At 64.2% G+C, this 16,420-nt stretch carries 28 protein-coding genes; 20 read left to right on the top strand and 8 right to left on the bottom strand.

Going from position 1 to position 16,420, the window contains the following annotated elements; genetic code table 11:
* Window positions 1-134: 134 nt before the first annotated feature.
* Complete coding sequence (locus GNZ21_RS03905) at window positions 135-1,391, top strand: MFS transporter (protein WP_157321530.1); 1,257 nt, start codon at window positions 135-137, stop codon at window positions 1,389-1,391.
* Window positions 1,392-1,416: 25 nt separating this feature from the next.
* The gene (locus GNZ21_RS03900) at window positions 1,417-1,974 is read left to right on the top strand and encodes a GNAT family N-acetyltransferase (RefSeq protein ID WP_157321528.1); all 558 of its coding nucleotides are present in this window, start codon (window positions 1,417-1,419) and stop codon (window positions 1,972-1,974) included.
* A gap of 10 nt (window positions 1,975-1,984) precedes the next feature.
* Here the strand turns inward: GNZ21_RS03900 and GNZ21_RS03895 are convergent, their stop codons facing one another.
* Window positions 1,985-2,482 (bottom strand): winged helix-turn-helix transcriptional regulator, encoded by a 498-nt coding sequence (locus GNZ21_RS03895; protein WP_188503803.1) that lies wholly within the window; start codon window positions 2,480-2,482, stop codon window positions 1,985-1,987.
* Between the two features lie 110 nt (window positions 2,483-2,592).
* Between GNZ21_RS03895 and GNZ21_RS03890 the strand changes: the two genes are divergently transcribed.
* Genes GNZ21_RS03890 through GNZ21_RS03880 form a run of 3 tightly spaced genes read left to right on the top strand, consistent with a single transcriptional unit; the run spans window position 2,593 to window position 4,090 of the window.
* Entirely contained in the window at window positions 2,593-2,913 is a 321-nt protein-coding gene (locus GNZ21_RS03890) for a YciI family protein (RefSeq protein ID WP_157321524.1), read from the top strand.
* A gap of 5 nt (window positions 2,914-2,918) precedes the next feature.
* Window positions 2,919-3,539 (top strand): dihydrofolate reductase family protein, encoded by a 621-nt coding sequence (locus GNZ21_RS03885; RefSeq protein ID WP_157321522.1) that lies wholly within the window; start codon window positions 2,919-2,921, stop codon window positions 3,537-3,539.
* The gene (locus tag GNZ21_RS03880; RefSeq protein WP_157321520.1) at window positions 3,536-4,090 is read left to right on the top strand and encodes a dihydrofolate reductase family protein; all 555 of its coding nucleotides are present in this window, start codon (window positions 3,536-3,538) and stop codon (window positions 4,088-4,090) included. Before GNZ21_RS03885 ends, GNZ21_RS03880 begins: the two co-directional genes overlap by 4 nt.
* Before the next feature lie 79 nt (window positions 4,091-4,169).
* Here the strand turns inward: GNZ21_RS03880 and GNZ21_RS03875 are convergent, their stop codons facing one another.
* The 3 genes from GNZ21_RS03875 to GNZ21_RS03865 form a co-directional block, all read right to left on the bottom strand.
* Window positions 4,170-4,349 carry a VOC family protein gene (locus tag GNZ21_RS03875; RefSeq protein ID WP_157321518.1) on the bottom strand — a complete coding sequence of 60 codons (180 nt, stop codon included), beginning with the start codon at window positions 4,347-4,349 and terminating at the stop codon, window positions 4,170-4,172.
* 200 nt (window positions 4,350-4,549) lie between these two features.
* On the bottom strand, window positions 4,550-5,854 hold the full coding sequence (locus GNZ21_RS03870) for an RNA polymerase sigma factor (protein ID WP_157321516.1): 1,305 nt from the start codon (window positions 5,852-5,854) through the stop codon (window positions 4,550-4,552).
* Between the two features lie 12 nt (window positions 5,855-5,866).
* Window positions 5,867-6,214 carry a YciI family protein gene (locus GNZ21_RS03865; protein ID WP_157321515.1) on the bottom strand — a complete coding sequence of 116 codons (348 nt, stop codon included), beginning with the start codon at window positions 6,212-6,214 and terminating at the stop codon, window positions 5,867-5,869.
* A gap of 188 nt (window positions 6,215-6,402) precedes the next feature.
* On the opposite strand from GNZ21_RS03865, the gene GNZ21_RS03860 reads away from it, so the two are divergent.
* The 12 genes from GNZ21_RS03860 to GNZ21_RS16265 all read left to right on the top strand — a co-directional run bounded on the left by GNZ21_RS03860 (window position 6,403) and on the right by GNZ21_RS16265 (window position 12,207).
* The gene (locus tag GNZ21_RS03860) at window positions 6,403-7,080 is read left to right on the top strand and encodes an alpha/beta fold hydrolase (protein WP_157321513.1); all 678 of its coding nucleotides are present in this window, start codon (window positions 6,403-6,405) and stop codon (window positions 7,078-7,080) included.
* Window positions 7,081-7,138: 58 nt separating this feature from the next.
* Window positions 7,139-7,486, top strand: coding sequence for an ArsR/SmtB family transcription factor (locus tag GNZ21_RS03855; protein WP_157321511.1), 348 nt, complete (start codon window positions 7,139-7,141; stop codon window positions 7,484-7,486).
* Window positions 7,487-7,515: 29 nt separating this feature from the next.
* On the top strand, window positions 7,516-8,493 hold the full coding sequence (locus tag GNZ21_RS03850) for an SRPBCC family protein (protein WP_188503804.1): 978 nt from the start codon (window positions 7,516-7,518) through the stop codon (window positions 8,491-8,493).
* Window position 8,494: 1 nt separating this feature from the next.
* Window positions 8,495-9,079, top strand: a complete 585-nt coding sequence (locus GNZ21_RS03845; RefSeq protein WP_157321509.1) for a dihydrofolate reductase family protein — start codon at window positions 8,495-8,497, stop codon at window positions 9,077-9,079.
* Window positions 9,076-9,681 (top strand): dihydrofolate reductase family protein, encoded by a 606-nt coding sequence (locus tag GNZ21_RS03840; RefSeq protein WP_157321507.1) that lies wholly within the window; start codon window positions 9,076-9,078, stop codon window positions 9,679-9,681. Before GNZ21_RS03845 ends, GNZ21_RS03840 begins: the two co-directional genes overlap by 4 nt.
* Window positions 9,682-9,761: 80 nt before the next feature.
* On the top strand, window positions 9,762-10,055 hold the full coding sequence (locus tag GNZ21_RS03835; protein WP_157321505.1) for a DUF4287 domain-containing protein: 294 nt from the start codon (window positions 9,762-9,764) through the stop codon (window positions 10,053-10,055).
* Window positions 10,055-10,450 (top strand): VOC family protein, encoded by a 396-nt coding sequence (locus GNZ21_RS03830; protein WP_157321503.1) that lies wholly within the window; start codon window positions 10,055-10,057, stop codon window positions 10,448-10,450. Before GNZ21_RS03835 ends, GNZ21_RS03830 begins: the two co-directional genes overlap by 1 nt.
* Before the next feature lie 21 nt (window positions 10,451-10,471).
* Window positions 10,472-10,690 (top strand): helix-hairpin-helix domain-containing protein, encoded by a 219-nt coding sequence (locus GNZ21_RS03825; protein ID WP_157321502.1) that lies wholly within the window; start codon window positions 10,472-10,474, stop codon window positions 10,688-10,690.
* 8 nt (window positions 10,691-10,698) lie between these two features.
* On the top strand, window positions 10,699-11,400 hold the full coding sequence (locus GNZ21_RS03820; RefSeq protein ID WP_157321500.1) for a DNA alkylation repair protein: 702 nt from the start codon (window positions 10,699-10,701) through the stop codon (window positions 11,398-11,400).
* A 67-nt stretch (window positions 11,401-11,467) separates the two neighbouring features.
* Entirely contained in the window at window positions 11,468-11,770 is a 303-nt protein-coding gene (locus GNZ21_RS03815; protein WP_157321498.1) for a putative quinol monooxygenase, read from the top strand.
* Between the two features lie 129 nt (window positions 11,771-11,899).
* Window positions 11,900-12,067: a hypothetical protein gene (locus GNZ21_RS16270; RefSeq protein ID WP_373868463.1), complete on the top strand. Its 168-nt coding sequence runs from the start codon at window positions 11,900-11,902 to the stop codon at window positions 12,065-12,067.
* Window positions 12,064-12,207 carry a YciI family protein gene (locus tag GNZ21_RS16265; RefSeq protein WP_373868464.1) on the top strand — a complete coding sequence of 48 codons (144 nt, stop codon included), beginning with the start codon at window positions 12,064-12,066 and terminating at the stop codon, window positions 12,205-12,207. The genes GNZ21_RS16270 and GNZ21_RS16265 overlap by 4 nt, the downstream gene beginning before the upstream one ends.
* Window positions 12,208-12,239: 32 nt before the next feature.
* Here the strand turns inward: GNZ21_RS16265 and GNZ21_RS03805 are convergent, their stop codons facing one another.
* Both GNZ21_RS03805 and GNZ21_RS03800 read right to left on the bottom strand, forming a co-directional pair.
* Window positions 12,240-12,566 carry a type II toxin-antitoxin system PemK/MazF family toxin gene (locus GNZ21_RS03805; RefSeq protein WP_157321496.1) on the bottom strand — a complete coding sequence of 109 codons (327 nt, stop codon included), beginning with the start codon at window positions 12,564-12,566 and terminating at the stop codon, window positions 12,240-12,242.
* Complete coding sequence (locus GNZ21_RS03800) at window positions 12,563-12,757, bottom strand: antitoxin MazE family protein (protein ID WP_331250809.1); 195 nt, start codon at window positions 12,755-12,757, stop codon at window positions 12,563-12,565. Before GNZ21_RS03800 ends, GNZ21_RS03805 begins: the two co-directional genes overlap by 4 nt.
* A gap of 162 nt (window positions 12,758-12,919) precedes the next feature.
* Here GNZ21_RS03800 and GNZ21_RS03795 point away from each other — a divergent pair, with 162 nt between their 5' ends.
* Entirely contained in the window at window positions 12,920-13,666 is a 747-nt protein-coding gene (locus GNZ21_RS03795; RefSeq protein WP_229659598.1) for a DUF3626 domain-containing protein, read from the top strand.
* A gap of 3 nt (window positions 13,667-13,669) precedes the next feature.
* Here GNZ21_RS03795 and GNZ21_RS03790 read toward each other — a convergent pair whose 3' ends face one another.
* Window positions 13,670-14,356, bottom strand: coding sequence for a YqeB family protein (locus GNZ21_RS03790; RefSeq protein ID WP_157321492.1), 687 nt, complete (start codon window positions 14,354-14,356; stop codon window positions 13,670-13,672).
* A 106-nt stretch (window positions 14,357-14,462) separates the two neighbouring features.
* Between GNZ21_RS03790 and GNZ21_RS03785 the strand changes: the two genes are divergently transcribed.
* Window positions 14,463-15,074, top strand: a complete 612-nt coding sequence (locus tag GNZ21_RS03785; RefSeq protein WP_157321490.1) for a TetR/AcrR family transcriptional regulator — start codon at window positions 14,463-14,465, stop codon at window positions 15,072-15,074.
* Here GNZ21_RS03785 and GNZ21_RS03780 read toward each other — a convergent pair.
* The gene (locus GNZ21_RS03780) at window positions 15,071-15,622 is read right to left on the bottom strand and encodes a hypothetical protein (RefSeq protein ID WP_157321489.1); all 552 of its coding nucleotides are present in this window, start codon (window positions 15,620-15,622) and stop codon (window positions 15,071-15,073) included. The genes GNZ21_RS03785 and GNZ21_RS03780 overlap by 4 nt on opposite strands.
* Before the next feature lie 213 nt (window positions 15,623-15,835).
* Here GNZ21_RS03780 and GNZ21_RS03775 point away from each other — a divergent pair, with 213 nt between their 5' ends.
* Window positions 15,836-16,411, top strand: a complete 576-nt coding sequence (locus GNZ21_RS03775; protein WP_157321487.1) for a protein-L-isoaspartate O-methyltransferase family protein — start codon at window positions 15,836-15,838, stop codon at window positions 16,409-16,411.
* Window positions 16,412-16,420 lie beyond the last annotated feature (9 nt).

Genomic DNA, 16,420 nt, shown 5'->3' with positions numbered 1-16,420 from the left:
TCACTCTCGTAAGAACGACGTGCTCACCGGGGAGCCGTACACCACATTAGAGGACGCTACTTCGCGTGTACCAGCATGAAGGAATCCTGCGCATACTGGATGCTTATGCTCAGCAGCTGAGGCGGGGCTGAGGGATGCGCTCAGCTGCCGATGCTCCGCTGCCCGAGGAACCGCTGCGCGTTCCAGGATTCGCACGGTTCTGGACCGGCAGCACGCTGAGCTTCTTCGCCGTGGCGGTGACCACTGTGGCGGTGGACGCACTGGTGATCAACGAGCTGGGCGCCTCTGAGGCGCAGGTCGGGATCATTCGTGCCGTGCAGTTCCTGCCCTATCTGCTGGTGGGTCTGCTCGCCGGCGCCCTAGTGGACCGATGGCGGAAGAAGCCGGTGCTGGTGCTGAGCACTCTGGGCAGCGGCGTCGTGCTGGCTGTGATTCCCGCCCTCTGGTGGGCCGGCAGCCTCAGCCTTGCTGCAGTGGCGGCGGTGCTGTTCCTGGCGGGGGTGTGCAGCGTGTTCACTGCCGCAGCCCAGCAGTCTGTGCTGCCGTTTCTGGTCCAGCGCCCGCAACTGGTGATGGCCAATGCCCGGTTGGGACAGTCCATGACGGTGGCCCAGACCTCGGGTCCGCCGCTCGGTGGTGGACTGGTAAGCCTGATGGGTGCTGCGGCCAGCCTGGGGGCCAGCGCGGTGGGGCATCTTGCCTCGGCACTGCTCTATACCCGGATGAATGTGCCTGTTCCACCGGCAGCAGCGCCCGCGCCGGCGGCTGCCCGGCTGAGCATCTGGCGCGATATCCGCGCGGGAATGAGTTTCCTGTACCGGCACCGGACCCTGACCCCGCTGGCGCTCTCCACCCATATCTGGTTCCTGGCCAATAGCGCTGCGGTGACCGTCTTCGCCCTCTTCGCCCTCCGGCATCTGGGGCTCAGCCCATTCCTCTACGGACTGACCCTGGCCCTGGCCGGGGTGATGGGGCTGCTTGGGGCACTGCTGGCCCCGCGGATGGGCCGTCGCCTGGGCGAGGGCAATACGGTGATCTTGGCCAGGCTGCTCTACCCGATCTGCTGGGGGTTGGTGGCACTGGCCCCGCAGGATCCGGTCTGGGGACTGGTCATGCTTGCCCTGGCCCAATCGCTCTACGGATTCTGCATGGGTTTCGAGGACCCCAATGAGATGGGCTACTGCCAAGCGGTCACCCCGCAGCAACTGCTGGGCCGGATGCACGCCACCATGCGTTCGGCCAACCGCAGTATGGCCGTGGTCGGCGCGCTGCTGGGCGGCATACTGGCGGGGGTGATCGGCTATCACAACACACTGTGGGCCGTTGCCGGAGTCTTCGTCCTGGCGGCGCTGATCATTGGGTTCTCCCCTATGCGCGGTGCCCGCGTTTAGCCAGCACCGGCAGTAGCATGAGCCCATGACCACTCCGAGCCTGCCCCCATGGCCTGCTGACCCGCCGCGGCAGGGCCAGATCCTGCTCCGCGAGGTGCTCGATCAGGATGTGGCTATGGCCCAGGAGCTTTCCACCGACCCCTATGTGCCGCTGACCGGCTCGCTTCCACCCAATGCCTCCGCCCAGCAGGCCGCAGACTGGGTGACACGCCAACAGCAGCGCCACGCCCAGGGTTCCGGCTTCTCCTTCACCATCGCTGAGGCCACCACCGGTGAGGCTTTGGGCCACTGCAATCTGGGGCTGGCCCAGCTGCAGACCGGGCGGGCCGCGGCCGGCTATTCAGTGCGTCCCTCCCAGCGCGGCCGCGGCGTGGCGGCATCTGCCCTGACTGCCCTGACTACTTTTGGATGGACCATCCCGCAGCTGCACCGGATTGAGCTGTATATCGAGCCCTGGAACACCGCCTCGGCCCGCACCGCCGAGAAGGCCGGCTACCTCCGGGAGGGCCTGCTGCGCAGCCATCAGGAGATCGGCGGCAGCAGGCGGGATATGCTGCTCTACGCCAGCATCAGGGCTTGCTGAGCAGCAGAAATCACTGCTGGGCAGCAGCCTCCTGCTGATAAGCCTGCTCAAGGCGCTCGAAGACTGACTCCCGGCCCTGGGACGGTGCCCCGAGGTGCATCACACGCAGCTCATTCATGAAATCGACCCAAAGCTGCGGTCCGCCCTCCTCCAAGATCTTGGCCCGAATGCTCAGCTCGGGGCTGACCGGCAGGTGCTTCCTGCCCCAGGACCCGAGCTGGACCAGCACCGGCACCAGCTGGATAGACCGCTCGGTGAGGCTGTAGAGCTGACGCTGTTTATGGGCCGGGTCCGGCTGTTTGGTCACCAGCGCGTTAGCCGTGAGCCGCTTGAGCCGGTCACTGAGGATATTGGAGGCAATCCCCTCCTCCGACTCGTTGAGCAGCTGCCGGTAGTGCCGGCGATTGCCGAACATGATGTCTCGGATGACGATCAGCGACCAGCTGTCGCCCAGGACCTCCAGTGAGAGGTTGATGGGGCAGCCCGAACGGTGCCGTTCCGTCTCCACGTTCACTCCTCCCAAAAAACTGATACAAACCGCTTGCAGTCTACATCCAGTTGTGATGGGATTGCGTTACCGGTTGCAGAGTGCAATCGGATATCGCACAGGAGAACACCATGGCAAATCCCACCCATGTCCTCGTCCACCGCTACACCCCCGGCACCGGCCCGCAGGAGGGCACTACGGAGCTTGATGCAGAGATGCGGGTCTGGGCTGAGCTCGACGCCCAGCTGCGCAAGGCCGGTCAACTCGTCGAAGGCTGGGCGCTTAGCGATGCCACGGCCACCTTCGGCAACACCGGCACAGCAGCAAGCTCCCAGGTGGTCTTCGCCCTACATGCCGTCGCGGTGGACTCCGATGAGGCAGCCCAGCAGCTCGCCGCCCGGATGCCCCACCTGGACTACGGCTCCACCACTGTGCACCCGGTGATGAGCTGAGCGATATGCCTGCCGCCGAACCAACTGCCTCCTCGCCGCAGGTTTTCGCCTTTCTCTTCTGCTCCCTGGACGGGTTTGTGGAGGACCCCGGGAAACACCTCGACTGGAACACCAACCAACCGCAGGTCTTCACGTGGAACAGCCCGGAGGCCCGTCACAACCCACGAGTCTCAGCCATACTCCTGGGCCGGAACACCTACGATCACTTCGCCGAATTCTGGCCGAGGCAGGCGGCATTCACCGACTACCCGCAGATCGCGCAGTTCATGCGTGATACTCCCAAGACAGTCGTCACCAGCCGGCCGGACTCCCTACCTGCGTGGACTGGTTCCAGACCCGTCAGCGGCACCGATCTCAAGGCCACAGTGGGGGCCCTCAAAGCATCCCATGACCACGACATCGCGGTCTTCGGCAGCTCGAGGCTGGCCGGCCAACTCTTGGAACAGGGCCTCCTTGATGAGCTGCGAATCCTGGTCAGCCCCGTAGTTCTGGGCAGTGGAACCGGACTGTTCCAGGGGCTCAGCCGCCGCGTCCACCTCACCCCAGAGTCGACGACGACGTTCCCCAGCGGTAACGTGCTGCTCACCTATACGCCGCAGGCACCAGTCGGGAAGTCAACCTCATGACCGCATTCCTCTACTCCGTCACTGCCTCAGCAGATGGCTATATTGCCGGACCGGGCGGCGATATGTCCTGGCTGCTGGAATTCCTGGGGGAAGAGCCCAATCCCATCTTCGAGCTCATTGGTCAGCGCATCACCGCACTGCTGATCGGCCGCACCACTTTCGACGGCGACGACCCAAATGCCGGAGACCCCGAGAAGGAGGGCGCCTTCGAAGGGCAATGGGATGGACCCCAGGTGCTGCTCACCCACCGGCCTGTCGACTCGCCACCGGCAGATCTCATAGTCCGACACAGCTTTGACGAGGCCGTGGATGCTGCCAGAGGTGCCGCGGGGCCGGATGGGCTGGTCAATATTATCGGCGCTGATATCGCCAGGCAGTGCCTGGAGGCCGGACTATTGGATGAGGTCATCATCTCGACTGTGCCAATCTTCCTAGGCACCGGTACCCCATTGCTCAGCGGGGCTGGCTCCTACGGCCTGGAGATGATCGATGAGGCTTCGAACAAAAGCCCGCGCGGCGCCCACACCCGTCACTACCGGGTCCTGCGCTGAGCCTGATCTGCCCGTTCTCGGTGCCTAACCTGGGCAGCAGTTGTGGCGGCATGGTTACGCTAAGGTGCAGCACAGATCATTACTGCCCCACATAGGAACCGGCGAATTCCGCTGTAGGTTCGATGGGCTGGATGACGTCGATCAGAATGTGATCCGGTCCTTCCAGAATGAAGTGCCTCTGCCCGAAGTCCTCGCTCCGTAGGGGTAACACCACCTGCAAATCCTCAGCTTCAATCAATTGGCGGTACACCGTGTCCACGGTGTACCACCACTACGGAAACAAACTCGGCCTGTTTGCCGCGGCAGCAGAGCTGCTGCAGGAAAAAGTTGCCCAAGAGGTGGTTCGACATGCCGAAGCTTCTGGTGACGATCCCGTCACTCAACGGCGCGCAGGATGCCACGCATTTCTTGATGCCATCACTGCAGAGTCGGCTGCACGGGTTCTTCTCACCCCGCACTTCACTTCTGCGCATTCTGCACGCCGAGCAGGGCGAGGCTGAGGAACTCGCTTTCGGCCTCGTTGCCCGGAAGTTCGAGTGCTCTCCGATAGGCAGCGCCCGCTGCGGCGAAGTCTCCGGCTTCTTCGAGAGTCAGGGCCCGGGCGATGTGGAAGGGACGGAACCTCTCCAGCGCGGGATCACCCACAAGATCCTCGAGCTGAGCCAGACCCTCTTGCATCCCGCGCGCCCTGCCCCAGGCCACTGCCCGGCCCAAGCGCACCACAGGATTAGGCTCATAGCTCTCCAGCATGCGATAGAGCACCGCAATCTGCGACCAGTCGGTGGACTCCACATCCGCGGCCTCCGCGTGCACAGCAGCGATCGCCGCCTGAATCGCATACGCCCCGGCCCCGGGAGCTGAGGCCGCACGCTCTGCCAATGCCAACCCTTCCGCAATCAGCTGACCATCCCAGCGGCTGCGGTCCTGCTCCGCCAGAGGGATAGGCCTGCCAGCCTCATCAGTCCTGGCGGGCCGGCGCGCCTGAGTCAGCAGCAGAAGTCCAAGCAGCCCCGCAGCCTCAGCAGACCCCGGCATTAACTGATGTAGTACCTTGGCCAGGCGAATGGCCTCCTCGGTCAGGTCATCACGCACATGCGCCTGGCCTCCAGACCGCGCGAAACCCTCCGCGAACAGCAAATACACCACGCGCTGCACCGCTGCCAGCCGCTCTGGCAGCAGCTCACGGGAGGGCACATCGAATGAGATGCCCAACGCCCTGATCCGCCGCTTGGCCCGTACCAGGCGCTGCTGCATAGTCGGCACCGGCACCAGCAGCCCGTGAGCGACCTCCGCCGTGCTCAGGCCGGCCAGGAACCGCAGGGTCAGCGCGATGCGCTCCTCAGGCTTCAGCACCGGATGGGCGCAGGCGAAGAACAGCCCGAGCCGCTCATCAGGCACCGGTGAAAAGTCCCTGCTGAGGACCTCATCGGCAGGATCGGCGACGCTCCCCGAGCCCGGGTCACGCTCCTGCAGGGCACCCAGGCGCGGAATCAGCCGAGCCCGCGCCTGGTCCCGCCGCAGTGTGTCAATGCCTCGCCGCTTCGCCGCTGTAATCAGCCATGCCTCGGGCACCTCAGGCACCCCGTCACGCCCCCAGGTGCGCAGCGCCTGGACCATGGCCTCCTGGACCATCTCCTCAGCCAGATCCAGATCGGAGAAGCGCCGGGCCACCGAAGCGAGGACACGAGCCCGACCCTCGGCACCCATGGACTCCAGCGCGCTGCGCACCACCGTACCGGCGGCGGTTTCAGGGGACGCGGACATACCGGCTCAGCTCTAGTACGGCGCCACGGGGCGGACCTCCACATGACCACCCGGCTTGGAGCCCGGGCTCTTCTTGGCCCAGGCGATCGCATCATCCAAGTTGTCCACCTCGATGATGTAGCTCCCGCCCACGAACTCCTGCACCTCAGCAAAAGGTCCGCTGGAGACCACATGGTCCCCGGCGGCGTCGGTCTCCACCTTCACTGCGTGCTCCGGATCTTCCAGCGCGAAGGAGGACACCACCACGCCTGCACTAGTGATCTCCTGGTCGAAGGCAAAGAATTCTTCAGGGTCTGCACCCCCATCCGCACCGCAGTTCGGATCATCAACGCGGCCCATCAGCAGTAATGCGTATTTCATGAGTCTCTCCTCGGTTTTCCCCCGGCACCTACGCCAGAGGGTGGGTGAACGCCGAGCTGAATCGCCCGACACCATCATGACGTATGGCACCTGCCAATATCGACAGCAGGAACCTGGTGACTTCTGCTCAGTCAATGCTTAGGCTCAGATCACCCTGCTGCCTCCCCCCTCCCCCGAAAGGTCACCTGATGTCCCACTACGTACTTGTTCCCGGACTCTGGTTAGATGCGTCCAGCTGGAAGCAGGTGGTCCCACACCTCGAATCTGCTGGACACACCACCGCTGCACTGACGTTCCCCACCGAACCCGGCAGCACTCTGCAGGACTGGATCAGCACAGTTACCGACGCCGTTGACACCGCCACGGAACCGTCTGTGCTGGTGGGGCATTCTGCCGGTTGCGGACTGACATATGCTGCCGTTGACGCCCGCTCTGAGAAGGTGAAGCACCTGGTGCTCATCGGTGGCTTCCCACTACCCGATGGCATGCCCCTGCTCGCTGAGGACTTCCCAGAGACAGACGGGCTCATTCATCTGCCGGAGTTCTCCGCCTTCAGCGAGGAGGATCTGGCAGGGCTTGACGACGCCATCCTGGAGCAGTTTCGGAACGAGGCAACTCCTGTGCCAGCCACTGTTTTGGACAGCACTCTGGAGTTGAAGAATACGGACCGCCACCGCGTACCGACCACAGCAGTATGCACCGAGTACTCCGCAGCCGATCTGCAGAAGTGGACTGAGGCCGGTTTTCCGCCCACCACCGAGTTCCCGAAGTTAGAGGATCTTCGCTACATCGACCTTCCCACCGGACACTGGCCACAGTTCAGCCGGCCTGAGGACCTGGCCAAGCTCCTGCTTCGCCTCGCATAGCGCACCCTGGGCACCGGAGTGTTGACCCCGGCGTCGTCGTACCCTAATGTGAAACCAAATGGTTGCATATCAAGCGCAGCAGCGCACCCTCAGTGATGACGAGGTGGACCGGATCTTCCGGGCACTGGCTGATGCCACGCGCCGGGACATCGTCCGCCGAACGCTCACCGAGGAGTCATCCATCTCCGATCTAGCACACCGGTATGAGATGTCCTTCGCCGCCGTGCAGAAGCACATCACCGTTCTGGAAGGAGCCGGGCTCGTGACCAAGCACCGCAACGGCCGCGAGCGCCGGATCCGAGGCAATCCGGACGCGATCCGCAAAGCACAGACCCTCTTGAACGCCTACGAACGCCTCTGGCGGGGGCGTATCGACCGGCTCGATGCGCTGCTTGCCGAGGACTGATCCGCCCCACTGAACCGAAAGGCAGAACCGTGCCCGTCACCTCCATCGACAAAGACCCTGAGAATCTGACGATGACCATCGTCGCTGACTTCCCGGTGCCTGTCCGCCGGCTCTGGGATGCCTATGCCGACCCGCGTCAGCTCGAGACGTTCTGGGGGCCGCCGGAGTATCCTGCGACCTTCACCCGGCACGATCTCTACCCGGGCGGATGGTCCGAGTACTTCATGACCGGGCCTGCGGGGAACCGCTCCTACAACTTCTGGGAGTTCTTGTCGGTCGCTGAGGGCGAATCATTCCACGTCATCAGCGGCTTCGCCGACGAGAACGGACAACCCAATGCACATATGCCGAGGGTCAGGATGCACTTCACTTTCGAGGAGGCAGCGCAGGGCTCTCGCCTTGTCGGGCGCACCACTTTTAGCTCCCTGGAGGAGATGGAGCAGCTGATCTCCATGGGCATGGTGGAGGGCACCAAGGCCGCAATGGCGCAGATCGACGACGTGCTCGCCGATCTGCGCTCCTTCGCCGCCGATCGCATGGTCGAGGCCCAGCTCCTGAGCGACACCCAGGTCCGGGTCAGCCGAATCATCCGCGGGAGCGTCCAGCAGGTCTGGGATGCCCACCACGACCCGGAGCTGCTGCGGCGCTGGCTGCTCGGCCCGGACGGTTGGCAGTTCACCGACTGTCAGGTGGCCACAGACGTCGGGCAGACGTATCGCTACGCCTGGGCGGATGCGAACGGAGAGAACGGCTTCGCCCTGACCGGCGAGGTCAAGGAATCCCAGCCCCCGCATCGCGAGGTGACCACAGAATCGATGGAGGGGGTCGACGGCCCGCCCACACTGAACGAGCAGACCCTCACCTCTGTGGAGGGCGGCACCCTGCTCTCACTGCTCATCACCTACTCCAGCAAGGAGCTGCGCGATACCGTGCTGGCCACCGGCATGACTGATGGTATGGAGATCAGCTACTCCCGCCTGGAATCAGAAGTTCTACAAGGAGCCTGATATGCGCACACTCATCGTTTCCGCCTTCATCTCTCTCGACGGGGTCATGGAGGCCCCGGGCGGGGAAGAGGGCTACCGCAACGCCGGGTGGACCTTCAACCAGGTCCATCACGACGCCGCCGCCTATGAGATCAAAGCCCGCGAGCAGGACGAGGCCGAGACCGTACTCCTGGGCCGCTGCAGCTACGAGGCCTTCGCTCCGATCTGGCCGCAGATGACCGAGGACTTCGCCGGCTATAACGCCATGCCGAAGTACGTTGTCTCCACCACGCTGGACAAGAAGGATCTGGTGGAGAACTGGGGCGAGATCACCATTCTGCGTTCAGTAGACGACGTCGCCCGCCTGAAGGACACCGAAGGCGGGCCCATCATCGTCCACGGCAGCGCCACACTCGGGCACCACCTCGCCGACGCCGGCCTGGTCGACCGTTACCACCTGCTGGTCTTCCCGCTGTTGCTAGGTGCGGGCAAGCGCCTGTTCTCCGTAGCCGACAAGGACGCGACTCGGCTCAGCCTCAGCGAGCATGAGACCTACGGCAACGGGGTGCAGAAGATGGTCTACGACGTCGCCCGGGAGGGTTCATGAGCACCGTTATCGCCGATATCTCGATGTCACTGGACGGCTACATCACCGGCCCGGAGCCCGGAGACGATAAGGGGCTCGGTATCGGTGGCGAAGCACTCCACGGATGGGTGCTCAACTCGGAAGACTCGCCACGGGACCGCCACTTCCTGGAGGTAGCGGAGCACCACGGTGCCGTCATCATGGGCCGGCGGACCTTTGACTTCGTCGACGGGCCTCACGGCTGGAACGACGAGATCGGCTATGCCTTCGACCACGAACTGCCCACTCGGCCACCGATCTTCGTGGTCACCCACGAAGCGCCGGAAACGACGCGCCTGACTGGCTTCACTTTCATCACCGACGGCATCCCCGCCGCCGTCGAGGCTGCCCGAGCGACCGCCGGCGAGCGCAAAACGGTGATCATGGGCGGCGCCTCGGTCATCGATCAAGCACTCGCCGCCGGACTGGTGGACGAACTGCGCATCCACCTGTCTCCGGTGATGATGGGCAGCGGCACGCGCCTCTTCGACCAGATCGACGAGCGCGTACTACTGAACCAGCGCGACGTCGTCGTCACCGACCACGCCACCCACCTGACCTACCGGCTGGACAGGAACCGCTGAAGGTCATGCTGAAACTGGACCCCTGACCCAACCCACGACAAGGCTCCGCACAACCGACCCCACCGCGAGATTGGAAACACATGTCCTTCCAGGCCTACCTCGACAATATCGAAACGAAGACGGGGCTCACGCCTCGCCGGTTCACCGAGCTCGCCGAAGAGCGGGGTTTCGGCCCCGGCACCAAGGCGACGCCGATCATCCAATGGCTCTCCGATGAGCACGGACTGGGGCGCGGCCATGCCATGGCTCTGGTCCACGTCATCACCAAAGGCGACAAGATCAGCAGCAAGCATGTCGGCACCGGCGGTACCCATAATGACAACAGTGACCGCCTCTGGCTCGACGGTAAAGACACCCGCCCGGAGGGCTGGTGATGACACGCCCTGTCACAATCTCGCTGCCCATTGGGGGCCGGCAGCGTTCGTATGAGTTCTATCAGTCGGCTCTGAGCCTTGAACCGGTCGGTGAACCGGCGGAGGATGGCGTCCCAGAACCTCTGCAGTTCCGGCTCGACGAGCACACCATACTGATGCTCGTCCCCACCGGAGGATTCGGCTGGGTCATCGGAGACCACGAGATCGCTCCCCGGGGCAGCAGCGAGGTTCTGCTGAGCCTGACCGCCGCCTCCCCTGAAGAGGTCAGCCGCATTGTGGAACGCATGCATGCCGGTGGTGGCGTGATCCTCGCTGCTCCGATGCAGCAGGACTGGGGCTTCGCAGGTGTGGCCACTGACCCCGACGGTCACGCCTGGCAGATTATTGCGCACTAAAACAGGTGAGAAGGAGAAGTCATGGCTGATACGCCCGATATCCGCCCGGTGGGTGATCTGCCCGATGAAATGGGCAAGACAGCGGTCCGCGAGCTGCACTACGCGGGGATCAGCAGCCTCGCCCAGGTCTCCGAGCACACCCGCAAGGAGCTGCTGGCCATCCACGGCGTCGGCCCCAAAGCCATCCGTATCCTTGAGCCGGCTCTGGCGGTCAAGGGGCTGGCTTTCCGGGAGGCGTGACCTGCACGGTGAGGGCCATTTCAAGTACCGAACAGATCTACACAGCACTCCAGGCCCTGAGCAGTGGGACCGAGCGGGAGAAGATCCTCCGCCGACTGCCCGCGGAGAGCGGCCTGGAGCCTCTCGGGCTGCGGATGAAGGACGTCTTCGACACAGCCCAGACCTGGACGGATCTGCCTGTTGCGGAGGTGCCGGACCTTCTGGCCAGCCGATGGTACGAGCTGCGGATGGTCGGCTTCGCCATTCTGGACTTCAAAGCCCGGCGCCGCGGCCTGGACGATGACGCTCGGCGCACCCTGTACGAGATCTACCTCAGTCATCACGGCCTGATCACCGCCTGGGACTTCGTGGACCGGGCTGCGCCACGGGTGGTGGGCTGGTACCTGCTCGATAAGTCCCGGGAACCGCTCTTCGAGCTTGCCCGCTCCGGTGCCGCCCTGGAGCGCCGGACGGCAATTACGGCGGCGTTCTGGATCATCCGCGCAGGTGACCTCGACGACCCTCTGACTCTGGCGGAGATACTGCACGATGACGAGTCGGAGTCGGTGACCAGACCGGTGGGCACAGCCCTGCGAGAAGTCGGGAAGATTGACCAGGACCGTCTGCTGGACTTTCTGGACCGGCATCACCAGCAAATGCCCCGCGCCGCACTTCGCCTTGCCACCGACCACCTGCCGGAGGATCTGCGCAGCCACTTTCTGCTGCGCTGAGTCTCCGCAGCCTGGCAGCGGAGGGCAGGGGTTCCCCAGAGGACCAGCTCAGGACTATTCTCAGCTCATGACGTTCGTGAATGTGGGGACGCTTGGGACCCAGCCCGGCCAGCGGGAGGCCGTCGTGGCGATTCTGACCCGCGCAAACCCACAGCTTGCGCAGGCAGGCTGTCTGCTCTATGAGGTCGGGACCTCTGAGGAATCTCCGGATACCGTCTTCGTCACCGAGCTGTGGACCTCAGCCGAGGCCCATCAGGAGTCTCTGCAGCTGCCCAGCGTGCGCGAGGCCATCGCCGAGGCGATGCCGCTGCTGAACGGGCAGATGAGCGGGTTCCAGTACCAGATTTCCGGCTCACCGCTGCGCGATTGAACTTCACGAAGCAAGCCCCAGGCAACCCGGTGGCACCTCCGTCAATGTGAAATGTCGAAATCCCGGCGGCGGCTCCGTCCCAGGACCACACGCGGCCGAACGGCTGCGCTGAAGCACTAAGGAGACATCATGGCCAAATATCTGCTGCTGAAGCACTACCGGGGTGCCCCGGATCCGGTGAACAATGTCCAGATGGATCACTGGAGCCCGGAAGAGGTGGACGCTCATATCCAGTACGCCCACCAATCACCGACGGGCCGTTCCCGGAGACCAAGAATCTCATCGCCGGCTGGATGATCATCGATGTAGAGAGTCACCAACGTGCCGTAGAGCTGGCCGGAGAACTCTCGGCCGCCCCGGGTGCCGGCGGCAAGCCGATCCACGAATGGCTTGAGCTGCGGCCGTTTATGAACCAAGAGCCTGAGACCAACACCTGAGCCGCAGGCCGCCCGCCTCCGCGGCTTACGTGCTACCGCGCCATCCCAAGAATCGGGAGAATAAGTCGCTCTATCTCTCGGAGATCCCGGCGGCCCACCTCGCCGATTCGTTGAACCAGCTGCTCCCGGCGGACGGTAGTTATCTTGTCGATCTGGACATCGCTCTCCTGGCGCAGTCCATTCTCAGTGCTGGGAGCAAGACGATACCGGGCCAGCCCAGCAGCCCGAAGCACACTGGTCACCGGCAGGACGATGACAGAGGACTCAGTCGCATAGAGATCATCTTGGAGAATGAGCACCGGCCGGGGCTTACGCGCATAGGTGCCGCCAGAACCGACCCAGAGCTCACCGCGCTTCATCCCTCATCGTCCCACCACTCAGCTCGCGATGAGTCCAGCCACTCCATAATGTCGTCTTCATGATCAGCTTGATCGATAAGCACCATCTGCCGCTTGACTTCGGCCCTGAACTCCTCCGAGCGGGTATCAGGAACCCATATCTGGATCGGCCGGTAGCCACGGGCACGCATCTCCGCCCTATGCTTAGCCACTCGCTCACGAACACTCATCACAAGACCTCCTGCCCCATAATTACATGTAACACTGGACAGAACAATAGTGGGACCTCCATGCCAGCGGCTGTCAGCCGACCGCTTATGCAGCGCACCCTCTGGGCACGGAAGCCTGACACTGGTTCTGACATACTGCTGATCGTGACCGCAAGCCTGACCATCCAGTTCCACCCGGACTGGCCGTTTAGCGGCCAACTGGTGATCGAGTCGATGGCGCGCGATGGCCGCTACCGCTCCCAGTTCGAGACTGGTATCTCCAACGGCGGGCTCACCGCTCACCCCGGTGGCGACCGCTGGCGCTGGGAGTCCCGGCTCTTCGAAGCCCGCTATGACCAGGGCGAGCCCGAGGCCCGTCCCGTCTACGGTGCATGGAACCGACGGGCCGATCCCTACGGCGGCTCCCCGCGCTTCGGCTCAGCACATCTGAGGCTACGGCCGCAGGTGCTCGGGCGAGCGACGTTCTGCTTCCCCGACAGCGTGTTCGAGCCCACTGAGTTCGGCGACGCCGATGAACTGACCAGACTGGAGGCGCTCGCCGACGCCGCTGGGCATGACTACCTGGACGACTACGTCGAGGCGCACGTGCATGAGGGGCTCAGCTTCACCACTGATGTTGAAGCCGTGGTCCTCGACCCCTGTCACGCTGAGGGTTCAGTGGCCCAGGCGGCTGCCCAGCTGGGCTGCCCGGTCGAGTATCACCCTGGCTTCTCCGTCCGCACTGCGGATCTCGATCCCGAATTCCGGGGAGCCCCGGCGGCTGCCCTGGCCCGCTCGCTGGGCGAGGTGATCACCCCCTGCGACGTCGCGACTGCGGCTCGCAGCGGGAAGCACCTTCCTCAAACGGTGAAGTATGTCTGGCATCTCCTCGCCCGCTTCGGCAGGCGGTAACCGCTAGCCAGTGGGCAGGCGGCGGTACTGCTGCTTGTCCCGGCGGTCGCGGACGACGACTCCCTGGGAGGCCAGCTGCTCCCGCAGCGACTCCGCCTCTCCGGCCTTCTTATCCGCCAACGCACGACGCCGCGCCCTCAACAGGGCGTGGACCGGCTCCCCCAGCTCGCTGCTGCGGTCAACCCACTCGGCATACTCGGCATCCCACGGGTCCCCCGCACCCTGCCATGGATAGCCAAAGGCCCCAAACGCCTCAGCCAGCTTGCCGGCCAACCCACTGTCCGAGCTGGTGCGTGAGAGCTCCCTGGAGTCCGCACCAGTCAGCACCAGCTCGTCCTTGTCCAGGAAGATCGCTGCTACCTCCTCCCGGGCGAACTCAGCAGAGCTCGCCTTGGTGTCGATGCGGATCCTCTCAGCATTGACCACGACGCGGCCCACCTCCTCGTTCCAGAGGCCGAAAACGATCCACCCGGCCACGGCGCCGAGCACGGTGAGCAGCGGCAGCGACCAGACCAGCGGAAGCTGGTCAATCAGGCGCAGTGGGGCTGGTGCCGAGTCGACGCGATCAAGCAGCCATGCGACCACCGGGCCCACCAGAAGAGCTGTCACTGCACCCAGGGCTGCACCCACCGCGGCGAATGCGGGCATGAGCTTCGAGTCGAGGGTGACCGTAACGCTCTGCTCGGACATGGCTGAGGCTCCTGAGGATTGCAGTGATCAGTGGTGGCCAGAGGTCATAGTATCCTAAAACCGATCAAGCGCTCTAATAATAGGTGAACGGGGAAACGGAGGTGACATGCCGCGCAGGGTCAATCCCCAGGCTCATGCCGCCAAGCGGCGGCACATCCTGGACAGTGCAGCGGTGCTGTTTGCCGAGCAGGGGTATGAGCGGACCACCACAGCTCAGCTGTGTAGCCAGGCGGGCATCAGTCCGGGCGCTCTCTATCACTACTTTCCGGGCAAGAAGCAAGTCTTTCTGGCCGTCCTCACTCAGGACGAGCAGGACACCCGCAGCCTGGTGGAGGAACTCAGCGGCTCCCCCACACCGATGCAGGCACTGCTGCAGTTCGTCGAGCACCTCGCCGCCCCCGCTGCAGCACACCCGATAGTGCCTAAGCTGGTGCTCGAAGCGATGCTGCAGGCGCATCGCGACTCCGAAGTGCTCGAAGTCCTGGCGGAAGCAGAATCCCATGAGATCGCGGGAATCAGAGCCCTCCTGCAGCGTGCCGCGGAGGGCGGCGGCGTCGATCCCGGCCTGGACTTGGATGAGGCCGCCGACTGGATCAGCACCCTGGTCGGAGCTTTGTACCTGCAGGCTGCCACCCACCCCGACTTCGACCCGGCCACACACCAGTCTCATCTGATCAGAACCGTCCGGGCCTTCCTCCGGCCCGCTGGAGAGGACTAGACCGCGGAATGGTGCTCGGCGAGTTCGCGCAGCACCAGCAGCTGCTTACGCATCATGAAGAGATCTCCCCAAGCCAGCAGATAGCGCCGCTGGCTGCCGAACACCCGGCCGATGGGTGGCATCCACATCACCACGCTGAGCCGTGAGCGTTGCGGGCTCAGGGCTTCCGCTCGGTACTGCAGCCGCAGGTCGCCGAATGCTCGGCGCGGCCACCCACTGTTCATCCGCAGCATCAGGGAAGCACCTGGCTCAAAGCTGGTGAGCGTGAAGATGGTCATCACGCTCTGGCCGACCTCCAGCTCGCACAGCTGCGGATCAGCACGCCGAGGGCTGCGGCGCCCGAGGTTGTCGATCCAGTCGTAGCTGTAGGGCGCTCGCCTGAGCTGGCACAGCCAGAGGAACAGCCGATCAGTCGAGGCCGCGGTGATCACCGAGCGGGTCGCCACACGGATGCTGTCCGGCCCTGGCACCGGCAGCTCGGGGACCGGTTCTCCCCAGGCCCAGGGCAGGCCCTCGGGCCCTCTGTGCACCGGCACCTGTGCGCTCATGCTGCCAGCCTACGCACCGCAGCGACTGGACGGAAACGCCTCAACCCCTGCGGAACCAGAGGTTCACCAGAACTTTGCCTGGGCCTGCTGGCCGCGCTCGCACTGCTTATGGCCCTGGGAGGCTGACTCCTGCGGCGGCGGCTCACTATGCTGAACCCATGAACCGTCCCGAGCCCACCACAGACCTCATTCCAACTACCCCACCGTGAATCTATGACACCAGAACCAGAGCCGGACACTGTAAAGCGCGTTATGGAGGCAGTGCCGCGCCGGGAGTTCCTGCCCGAGGACGTCAAGGATCTTGCCGCGGTGGACAGCGCACTGCCTATCGGCTTCGGCCAGACCAACTCGCAGCCGCGCACAGTGGCCAGGATGCTCCGCCTCCTTGAGGCCCAACCCGGAGACACAGTGCTGGATCTCGGGGCCGGTTCTGGATGGACCACCGCACTGCTGGGACACCTGGTGGGACCTGCGGGCCGAGTGATCGGCATCGAGCTGGTGCCTGAGCTCGCCCAACGTGCCTCCGCCGCCCTGGGCCGTTTCCAGCTGCCTCAGGCTGAAGTCCATGAGGCCGGCCAAGACAGTCTCGGGGCACCCGAGCGTGCTCCTTTCAACCGGATCCTGGTCTCCGCAGAGGCAGAAGACCTTCCGCGTGAACTCATTGCTCAGCTGGCCGACGGCGGGGTGATGGTCATCCCAGTGCGCGGCGAGATGCTACGAGTTCAGAAGCAGCACCACGATGTCTCGATCACCCATCACGGGCCCTACAGCTTTGTACCGCTGCGTTGAGCTGCTCCC

Source organism: Nesterenkonia alkaliphila (genome assembly GCF_009758175.1).
Taxonomy (GTDB): domain Bacteria; phylum Actinomycetota; class Actinomycetes; order Actinomycetales; family Micrococcaceae; genus Nesterenkonia; species Nesterenkonia alkaliphila.
The sequence above is the reverse complement of the archived record's forward strand: the minus strand, read 5'-3'. Positions and strand labels throughout refer to the sequence as shown.

What these genes read in the sequence shown, in the direction of transcription:
- GNZ21_RS03905 (WP_157321530.1), top strand. Translation starts at nt 135, where the DNA reads ATGCGCTCAGCTGCCGATGCTCCGCTGCCCGAGGAACCGCTGCGCGTT.
- GNZ21_RS03900 (WP_157321528.1), top strand. Translation starts at nt 1,417, where the DNA reads ATGACCACTCCGAGCCTGCCCCCATGGCCTGCTGACCCGCCGCGGCAG.
- GNZ21_RS03890 (WP_157321524.1), top strand. Translation starts at nt 2,593, where the DNA reads ATGGCAAATCCCACCCATGTCCTCGTCCACCGCTACACCCCCGGCACC.
- GNZ21_RS03885 (WP_157321522.1), top strand. Translation starts at nt 2,919, where the DNA reads ATGCCTGCCGCCGAACCAACTGCCTCCTCGCCGCAGGTTTTCGCCTTT.
- GNZ21_RS03880 (WP_157321520.1), top strand. Translation starts at nt 3,536, where the DNA reads ATGACCGCATTCCTCTACTCCGTCACTGCCTCAGCAGATGGCTATATT.
- GNZ21_RS03870 (WP_157321516.1), bottom strand. Translation starts at nt 5,854, where the DNA reads ATGTCCGCGTCCCCTGAAACCGCCGCCGGTACGGTGGTGCGCAGCGCG.
- GNZ21_RS03865 (WP_157321515.1), bottom strand. Translation starts at nt 6,214, where the DNA reads ATGAAATACGCATTACTGCTGATGGGCCGCGTTGATGATCCGAACTGC.
- GNZ21_RS03860 (WP_157321513.1), top strand. Translation starts at nt 6,403, where the DNA reads ATGTCCCACTACGTACTTGTTCCCGGACTCTGGTTAGATGCGTCCAGC.
- GNZ21_RS03855 (WP_157321511.1), top strand. Translation starts at nt 7,139, where the DNA reads ATGGTTGCATATCAAGCGCAGCAGCGCACCCTCAGTGATGACGAGGTG.
- GNZ21_RS03845 (WP_157321509.1), top strand. Translation starts at nt 8,495, where the DNA reads ATGCGCACACTCATCGTTTCCGCCTTCATCTCTCTCGACGGGGTCATG.
- GNZ21_RS03840 (WP_157321507.1), top strand. Translation starts at nt 9,076, where the DNA reads ATGAGCACCGTTATCGCCGATATCTCGATGTCACTGGACGGCTACATC.
- GNZ21_RS03835 (WP_157321505.1), top strand. Translation starts at nt 9,762, where the DNA reads ATGTCCTTCCAGGCCTACCTCGACAATATCGAAACGAAGACGGGGCTC.
- GNZ21_RS03830 (WP_157321503.1), top strand. Translation starts at nt 10,055, where the DNA reads ATGACACGCCCTGTCACAATCTCGCTGCCCATTGGGGGCCGGCAGCGT.
- GNZ21_RS03825 (WP_157321502.1), top strand. Translation starts at nt 10,472, where the DNA reads ATGGCTGATACGCCCGATATCCGCCCGGTGGGTGATCTGCCCGATGAA.
- GNZ21_RS03815 (WP_157321498.1), top strand. Translation starts at nt 11,468, where the DNA reads ATGACGTTCGTGAATGTGGGGACGCTTGGGACCCAGCCCGGCCAGCGG.
- GNZ21_RS16270 (WP_373868463.1), top strand. Translation starts at nt 11,900, where the DNA reads ATGGCCAAATATCTGCTGCTGAAGCACTACCGGGGTGCCCCGGATCCG.
- GNZ21_RS16265 (WP_373868464.1), top strand. Translation starts at nt 12,064, where the DNA reads ATGATCATCGATGTAGAGAGTCACCAACGTGCCGTAGAGCTGGCCGGA.
- GNZ21_RS03805 (WP_157321496.1), bottom strand. Translation starts at nt 12,566, where the DNA reads ATGAAGCGCGGTGAGCTCTGGGTCGGTTCTGGCGGCACCTATGCGCGT.
- GNZ21_RS03790 (WP_157321492.1), bottom strand. Translation starts at nt 14,356, where the DNA reads ATGTCCGAGCAGAGCGTTACGGTCACCCTCGACTCGAAGCTCATGCCC.
- GNZ21_RS03785 (WP_157321490.1), top strand. Translation starts at nt 14,463, where the DNA reads ATGCCGCGCAGGGTCAATCCCCAGGCTCATGCCGCCAAGCGGCGGCAC.
- GNZ21_RS03780 (WP_157321489.1), bottom strand. Translation starts at nt 15,622, where the DNA reads ATGAGCGCACAGGTGCCGGTGCACAGAGGGCCCGAGGGCCTGCCCTGG.
- GNZ21_RS03775 (WP_157321487.1), top strand. Translation starts at nt 15,836, where the DNA reads ATGACACCAGAACCAGAGCCGGACACTGTAAAGCGCGTTATGGAGGCA.